This is a genomic window from Sphaerobacter sp. (genome assembly GCF_019683595.1).
Lineage (GTDB): Bacteria > Chloroflexota > Chloroflexia > Thermomicrobiales > Thermomicrobiaceae > Sphaerobacter.
This window is the reverse complement of the sequence record NZ_JADGHZ010000191.1, coordinates 1-6,428: the sequence shown is the minus strand read 5'-3', so window position 1 is coordinate 6,428 and position 6,428 is coordinate 1. Positions and strand designations below refer to the sequence as shown.

Genomic DNA, 6,428 nt, shown 5'->3' with positions numbered 1-6,428 from the left:
GCTGGAGTAACTGGCCGCGGGGTCCATCATGCCGAGGCGCCAGCCCTGCGTCGCCATAGCCGGCTTGAGCCGGCTTTCGTTGTCAGCCCGGCGGCTTTAGCCCCGGGCACGGGCCGAGCGGCGGGACACAACGGCGGGGTGTGAACCCTGTCTCCACCCAGCCGGCTTGAGCGGGCTTTCGTGGTCAGCCCTGCGGCTTGAGCCCCGGGCCGCGACCATGGGGCGAGGATTTGTTGCACCACCTATCCTCCGCACATGCCACGGCGCGGGGATCCACTCACCACTGGCCACGGGCCAAGGCTGCCCGCGTACACGCCGTCAGCGCCGGGCTTACTCGTCTTCTTCCACATCCTCGACGTCGTCGGCGAACGACCCGGGACGGAGGCGGCGCTCGACGACCCGCAGCGCGACCAGCGTCAGCAGGCCCAGGATCGTCCCGAAGACCGAGACGATGTAGAACCCCGAGCCGGCCACGGTGCCGATCGCGGCTGCGACCCAGATGCCGGCCGCAGTCGTGAGCCCATAGACACGGTCCCGCGCTTGCAGGATCATCCCGGCACCCAGGAACCCGACTCCGGTCACGATGGTGGAGCCGATGCGGGTAACGTCCACCCGCACGTTGGCCGCGTTGAGCACGCCGAACTGCTGGGTAAGCAGGATCGACACGACCATGAAGAGAGCGGCTCCCTCGGCTACCAACATGTGCGTGCGGAGCCCGGCCGGTTTGCCCGTCATCTCCCGCTCCAGGCCGAGCAACGCACCCAGCACCGTCGCCACGCCGACGCGGAATAGGGCCTCGAATTCGCTCACCGTCGCCTCCTCTCGCCCCTCGTAACCCGCGCACGCGAGAGCAACGCTCGTGCCATTCGCTGGAACTCGGCAGGCAGAGCGTATCACGACCGGCCGGGACTGTATTGGGGTAAGCAGGGGTATTAAAAGGGGGGAGGGCCGGGGAGAGCCGGCCCTCAAGGGTTTGGGTGGACACCGGTGGGACGGCCGGCGTCCATCAGTGGAGCGGTTAGTAGGCAGGTGAGTTGTCTATCGCGTCCGCTGCTGTTGCAGCATCACTACTTCTGAGGATAGAGCCGAACCGCCCAGTTCGCATGACCCGCATGGGTTAAAACCGTAGTACTTTTTGGGGGTTCGTTCCGCATTTGACTGGCTCGGGTACCAGCCCGTACGATTCGACGGGCAGGGTGAACACCACATGAGGAGCGGGCGGCGGCAGGGAGACGATGGAGCGGCGAGGGCAGGCGATTGGCGTCGGGCTGGTCGTCCTCTCAGCAATCGGCTTCGCCGGAACGCCCACTCTGGCGGCGCTGGCCTACGACGCAGGCATCAATGTCCCGACGACACTCACGCTGCGCTTCGGTGCGGCGGCGCTCCTCGCCTGGCCGTTCTTGCTGCTGCGGCGTGAGGCGGGCATCCCTCGGTCGCACTTGGGCGGCCTCGCACTCGCTGGCGCCCTGTTCGTCGCCAATACCAGCACGTTCTTCCTCGCCATCCGCTACGCACCGGCTTCCACCGTGGCCGTCATCTTCTATAGTTACCCCGCGATCGTGACGCTGCTGGCGGTCCTCTGGCTCGGCGAGCGGTTGACCCTGGTGCGCACGATCGCGCTGGTGCTGGCGATGCTCGGCTGCCTGCTCACCTTGGGCTTGGACTTCGCGGGGGCTGACGGTCGCGGCATGCTGCTGGCCTTCGCCTCGGCGTGTCTCTACGCAGGGTACATCGTGGTCAGCAGCCGGGTCGTCCGGGGCCTGTCGGTGGTGCGGGCGAGCACCTGGATCATGAGCGGCATGGCGGTGATGTTCGCTGCCTACGCCTTCCTCAGCGGCTCGCTGGACCTGGGCTTCCAGCCGCACGGCTGGCTGGTGCTCGCCGCGATGGTAGTGGCCAGCACGGTGGTCGCGGTCCTGGCGTTCCTCGCGGGCGTGATGCGGTTGGGCCCGGCGCGGGCGTCGATCATCGCCACGCTGGAGCCGGTGATGGCGGTTGCCCTGGCTGCGGTGGTGCTGCGGGAGGACATCGGCCCGATGCGCGCGCTGGGCGGGCTTGCGATCCTGACCGCGGTGGTGCTGCTGCGCCTCCCGGTCGCTGACGCCCCGGCGCAGCCGGCGCTCGACGCGCCCGGCGACGGCGGGCACGGAGCGTAGGAGGAGGACATGGGGGACGGGAAGCGGATCACCCTGGAGCAGCTCGAGGAGCGGAAGGCCGGCACACTGCTCGACCTGATCGGGATCACCTACCACGAGGTGAGCGAGGGGCGGGTGCGGACGTCGCTGAAGGTGCGGCCTGAACTGCTCGCGCCCAACGGCTACCTCCACGCGGCGTCGGTGGTGGCGCTGGCCGACAGTAGCTGCGGGGTCGGTTGCCTGGCCTCCCTCCCCGAGGGGGCGGAAAACTTCACCACCGTCGAGTTGAAGACCAACTTCATCAGCACCGTCCTCGAGGGAGAGGTCGCCTGCGAGGCGACGCTTGTCCACGGTGGGCGAACCACGCAGGTGTGGGACGCGCGCGTCACCGACGCCGCCAGCGGCAAACTCCTGGCGCTCTTCCGCTGCACCCAGCTCATCCTGTACCCACGGCGCGCGTGATACTTGGTGCGTGAGGGATCCCCCTCACCCCCAGACCCTTTCCCATCAGGGGAGAGGGGAGAGCAACGGAATACGGAACACGCAACACGCAATACGCAACACGAGTGACGGATGACGCATGACGCATGACGAACACCGCGCCTGGCGCGGGCTGGTCCTGTTCGATATCGACGGCACGCTGTTGCGCGCGGGCGATCGCGCACACCAGGCAGCCTTCGTCCGGGCCATGCAGGAGGTCTACGGCGTCCCGGCGACGCTCGATGGTGTGCCGCTCGCGGGCATGCTCGACAGCCAGATCGCGCGGCTGGCCCTGGGGCGACACGGGCTCTCCACGGCGGAGATCGATGCGCGCCTGGCCGAGATGGTCGCGCGCATGGGCGAGCACTACGCGGCAGCGGTGGCCCGCGACAGCCGGGTTGAGTACCTGCTGCCGGGCGTGGTCGCAGTGGCGGAGCGGCTGCGCAACGAGGGCTTTGCCCTGGGCGTGCTGACCGGCAACTCGCGAGCCGTCGCCCGGGCGAAACTTGAGGCCGCCGGCGTTGCCCACCTCTTCCCGATTGGCGCCTACGGCGACACCGCGCATGAGCGCGGACACCTGGTGGAAGCGGGACAGCGCGAGGCGTGGGAGCATTACCGCGCGACGTTCGACGGCCCGCGTACCATCCTGGTCGGCGATACGCCGCGCGACATCGAGGCGGCGCGGGCGGCCGGTGCCCGTGTCCTGGCGGTCGCGACCGGCCGCTTCGGCGTGGATGACCTGGCCGCGCACGCGCCCGACGCGGTGCTGCCCGACCTCAGCGATGTGGAGGCGGCCACCGCGGCGATCCACGCCATGGTCGGGGTGACGCGGTAACGCGGTAAGATGAGGGCGGACCGGTGCCGGGCGACGGCCGCCGGGTCGTGAGAGCGTGTGAGATCGAGGTATGAGTGACTTCTCCGAGACGAACCGGTCACTGCGGACGTTGCGGAAGGAAGACGCGGAGGTCGGGCTGAACGAGGCGGACCTGGCGGACGACCCCTTCACCCAGTTCAACCGCTGGCTGTCCGATGCACTTGCGCGCGACGTCCATGAGCCGAACGCGATGACGGTGGCGACGGCCACCAGGGACGGCGTTCCCTCGGCGCGTGTCGTACTGCTGCGTGGCTTCGATGAGCGCGGTTTCGTCTTCTTCACCAACTACGAGAGCCAAAAGGGCCGGGAGCTTGCCGAGAACCCGCGCGCCGCGCTGGTCTTCCACTGGCCCGCCCTGGGGCGGCAGGTGCGGGTCACCGGGGAGGTCACGCGCGTCAGCCGTGAGGAGTCCGAGGCGTACTTCCACACCCGCCCGCGCGGCAGCCAGCTCAGCGCCTGGGCCTCCGAGCAGAGCACGGTGATCCCCGACCGGGCGACGCTCGAGGAGCGCATGCGCGAGGTCGAGCAGCGCTTCCCGGAAGAGGTGCCGCTACCCCCCTTCTGGGGCGGCTACCGGGTCAGCCCGATCACCATCGAGTTCTGGCAGAGCCGCAGGAGCCGCCTCCACGACCGCCTGCGCTACACCCGCCAGCCCGACGGCTCCTGGCGCATCGAGCGCCTCTCGCCCTGACGAACGTAACCGGCAGATCCTTCCTCAGCCGGCTTATGGAGTTTGACGAATTTCATGGGATGTACGCGCTCGGCCCGCGCCCGGCGGCTTTAGTCCCGGGCATGGGCCGCGATGGGGGAACCGTCTCGCCACCCATCTCGGATCCGGGCGGCAGCCGCTTGCAGATCGCCCCGTCTCCCTGCGACCCACGTGGCACGGGGATGGCGGTGTCGCGATGGGCGAGGGATATCCCGAGCGGACGACAGCGAGGAGCGCGCGATGACCCAGACCATTCCGATCCGGCTGTGGCAGGGAGAGGTGGACCGGCAGGCGCGCAAGTTCTTCGGCCCTGAGCACCTGGGACTGGACCTCACACTCGATGAGGCGGGCCATCTCCGTTTCGAGGGGGATGGCGGGTTCGTCGAGTTGACGATCCGGCCTGCGTCGAACAACCAAGTTCGCCTGACGATCGCGAACCAGGGATTCGAGCAGGAGATCAAGGAATTCCGCCAGCGGTTGGCGCGCCAGGCGGCGGCAGAAACCTCGACCTCGGATTAGTGCAGGTTTGAGTCTGTCGCGAGACCGGGGTGGTCGCGATGTCGGTGCCTGGTGTGCTGACCTCGGGGTTGACTCCGCCCCCGGCACCGTGGCCGGGTGCACCGGTATGCGGGGGATGCACTCGACCACGGCCCGGGGAAGGGCGGGGAAGTGGAAGCCGCTAAGTCATACTGCCGGTGAGTGACTCCGCCTCCACGCACGCGGCGTGGTGGACGGAGCCCTCCGGCATCGGGGACGGCCCGTCAGGTGCCCCGCGTCGGTGTGGGGCGTGAGGGCCGGCGCCCATTAGTAGATTTCGAGATACCGCTCGAGCTCCCAGGTGCTGACGTGGCGCCGGAAGCTGTCCCACTCCTGCTTCTGCGCCTCGAGCAGCTTCTCGAAGACGTGCTCGCCGAGCGCCTCGCGCACGACCTCATCCCGCTCGAGCTCGGCCATCGCCTCGCCCAGGGTGGCGGGCAGCGTGGCGACGTTGCGGCGGCGCAGATCCTCCTCGGTGAAGTGGTACAGGTTCTCCTCGATCGGTTCCGGCAGCGGCAGCTCGCGCTCGATCCCATCAATGCCGGCCGCCAGCATCACCGCGTAGGCGAGGTACGGGTTGGCCGCCGGGTCCGGGCAGCGCAGCTCGATCCGGGTGGCCGCGGTGCGCCCGGCGCGGATGGCCGGCACGCGGATGAGCGCCGAGCGGTTCTGCCGTGCCCAGCTCACGTACACCGGCGCCTCAAAGCCTGGGACGAGCCGGCGATAGGAGTTGACCAGCGGCGCGATCACTGCCGCCATGCCCCGGGCGTGGGCCAGTTGCCCGGCGATGAAGTGACGCGCCAGCTTCGACAGCCCGTAGTCGTCGGAGGTATCGACGAAGGCGTTGTCGCCCGATTCCAGGAAAGCCAGGCTCTGGTGCGTGTGCATGCCGGAGCCGTTCACGCCCTCAATCGGCTTGGGCATGAAGGTGGCAAGCAGCCCGTGCTGCTGGGCGATGGCCTTCAGCGTGTACTTCACCGTGACCGCCTGATCGGCCGTCGTCAGGGCGTCGCTGTACTCGAAGTCGATCTCGTGCTGGCCGATGGCAACCTCGTGGTGCCCCGCCTCCACCTTGATACCGAACGCCTTCAGCGCCTGGATCATGTCCTTGCGCACTTCGGCGGCCAGGTCGGTGGTGAGGTCGAAATAGCCCGCCTGGTCGTGGGGGAGCGGCCGGACGCTCCCGTTGTCCTTGCGGAACAGGAAGAACTCCAGTTCCGGCCCGGTGTTGTAGCGATAGCCGATCTTGGCCAGTCGCTCCAACTGCCGGAGCAGGACCGCGCGCGGGTCTCCGGGGAAGAGATCGCCGTTCGGGTTGTGCACCCAGCAGATGACGCGGGCGGTGGTGTTGCGCCCCTGCTCCCAGGGAATCACCGCGAAGGTGGCCAGATCCGGCATCAGGAACATATCGCTCTCGGCGATGCGGGCGAATCCGGCGATGGACGAGCCGTCAAACCACTGCCCGTTCTGGATGACGTCCGGGAAAATGTCGATGGGGATCGAGACGCTCTTGACGATCCCCATCACGTCGGTGAACTGCAGGTTGACGAACTCGACGCCCGCTGCCTCCGCGCGGCTCAAGACCTCCTCCGCGGTAGGTGTTATGGCGGACCGGATCGTCGGCACCATCTCGAGCACCACGGTTGTACCTCCTTCGCCCTGGCGGGCCGCGCCTGGTGGATCGGTGGGGAGC

General features: G+C 68.5%; 7 protein-coding genes. 5 read left to right on the top strand and 2 right to left on the bottom strand.

Annotated elements, in window-relative coordinates:
* Nucleotides 1-330 precede the first annotated feature (330 nt).
* A complete protein-coding gene (locus IRZ30_RS14760) occupies nt 331-810 on the bottom strand; it encodes an MgtC/SapB family protein (RefSeq protein ID WP_294086235.1) in 480 nt (159 codons plus the stop codon).
* A gap of 425 nt (nt 811-1,235) precedes the next feature.
* Here IRZ30_RS14760 and IRZ30_RS14755 point away from each other — a divergent pair, with 425 nt between their 5' ends.
* From IRZ30_RS14755 to IRZ30_RS14735, 5 genes are all read left to right on the top strand, one after another.
* Nucleotides 1,236-2,156 (top strand): DMT family transporter, encoded by a 921-nt coding sequence (locus IRZ30_RS14755; RefSeq protein WP_294086234.1) that lies wholly within the window; start codon nt 1,236-1,238, stop codon nt 2,154-2,156.
* Nucleotides 2,157-2,165: 9 nt separating this feature from the next.
* Nucleotides 2,166-2,597: a PaaI family thioesterase gene (locus IRZ30_RS14750; protein ID WP_294086233.1), complete on the top strand. Its 432-nt coding sequence runs from the start codon at nt 2,166-2,168 to the stop codon at nt 2,595-2,597.
* Between the two features lie 118 nt (nt 2,598-2,715).
* On the top strand, nt 2,716-3,450 hold the full coding sequence (locus IRZ30_RS14745; RefSeq protein WP_294086232.1) for an HAD family hydrolase: 735 nt from the start codon (nt 2,716-2,718) through the stop codon (nt 3,448-3,450).
* 70 nt (nt 3,451-3,520) lie between these two features.
* Nucleotides 3,521-4,180 (top strand): pyridoxamine 5'-phosphate oxidase, encoded by a 660-nt coding sequence (pdxH, locus tag IRZ30_RS14740; protein ID WP_294086231.1) that lies wholly within the window; start codon nt 3,521-3,523, stop codon nt 4,178-4,180.
* A 258-nt stretch (nt 4,181-4,438) separates the two neighbouring features.
* A complete protein-coding gene (locus IRZ30_RS14735) occupies nt 4,439-4,717 on the top strand; it encodes a hypothetical protein (protein WP_294086230.1) in 279 nt (92 codons plus the stop codon).
* 285 nt (nt 4,718-5,002) lie between these two features.
* Here the strand turns inward: IRZ30_RS14735 and IRZ30_RS14730 are convergent, their stop codons facing one another.
* Entirely contained in the window at nt 5,003-6,364 is a 1,362-nt protein-coding gene (locus IRZ30_RS14730) for a glutamine synthetase family protein (RefSeq protein ID WP_366945362.1), read from the bottom strand.
* Nucleotides 6,365-6,428 lie beyond the last annotated feature (64 nt).

Bases quoted from the DNA above. Each gene is read 5' to 3' on its own strand.
- IRZ30_RS14750 (WP_294086233.1), top strand. From the start codon at position 2,166: ATGGGGGACGGGAAGCGGATCACCCTGGAGCAGCTCGAGGAGCGGAAG.
- IRZ30_RS14735 (WP_294086230.1), top strand. From the start codon at position 4,439: ATGACCCAGACCATTCCGATCCGGCTGTGGCAGGGAGAGGTGGACCGG.
- pdxH (WP_294086231.1), top strand. From the start codon at position 3,521: ATGAGTGACTTCTCCGAGACGAACCGGTCACTGCGGACGTTGCGGAAG.
- IRZ30_RS14755 (WP_294086234.1), top strand. From the start codon at position 1,236: ATGGAGCGGCGAGGGCAGGCGATTGGCGTCGGGCTGGTCGTCCTCTCA.
- IRZ30_RS14745 (WP_294086232.1), top strand. From the start codon at position 2,716: ATGACGCATGACGAACACCGCGCCTGGCGCGGGCTGGTCCTGTTCGAT.
- IRZ30_RS14730 (WP_366945362.1), bottom strand. From the start codon at position 6,364: ATGGTGCCGACGATCCGGTCCGCCATAACACCTACCGCGGAGGAGGTC.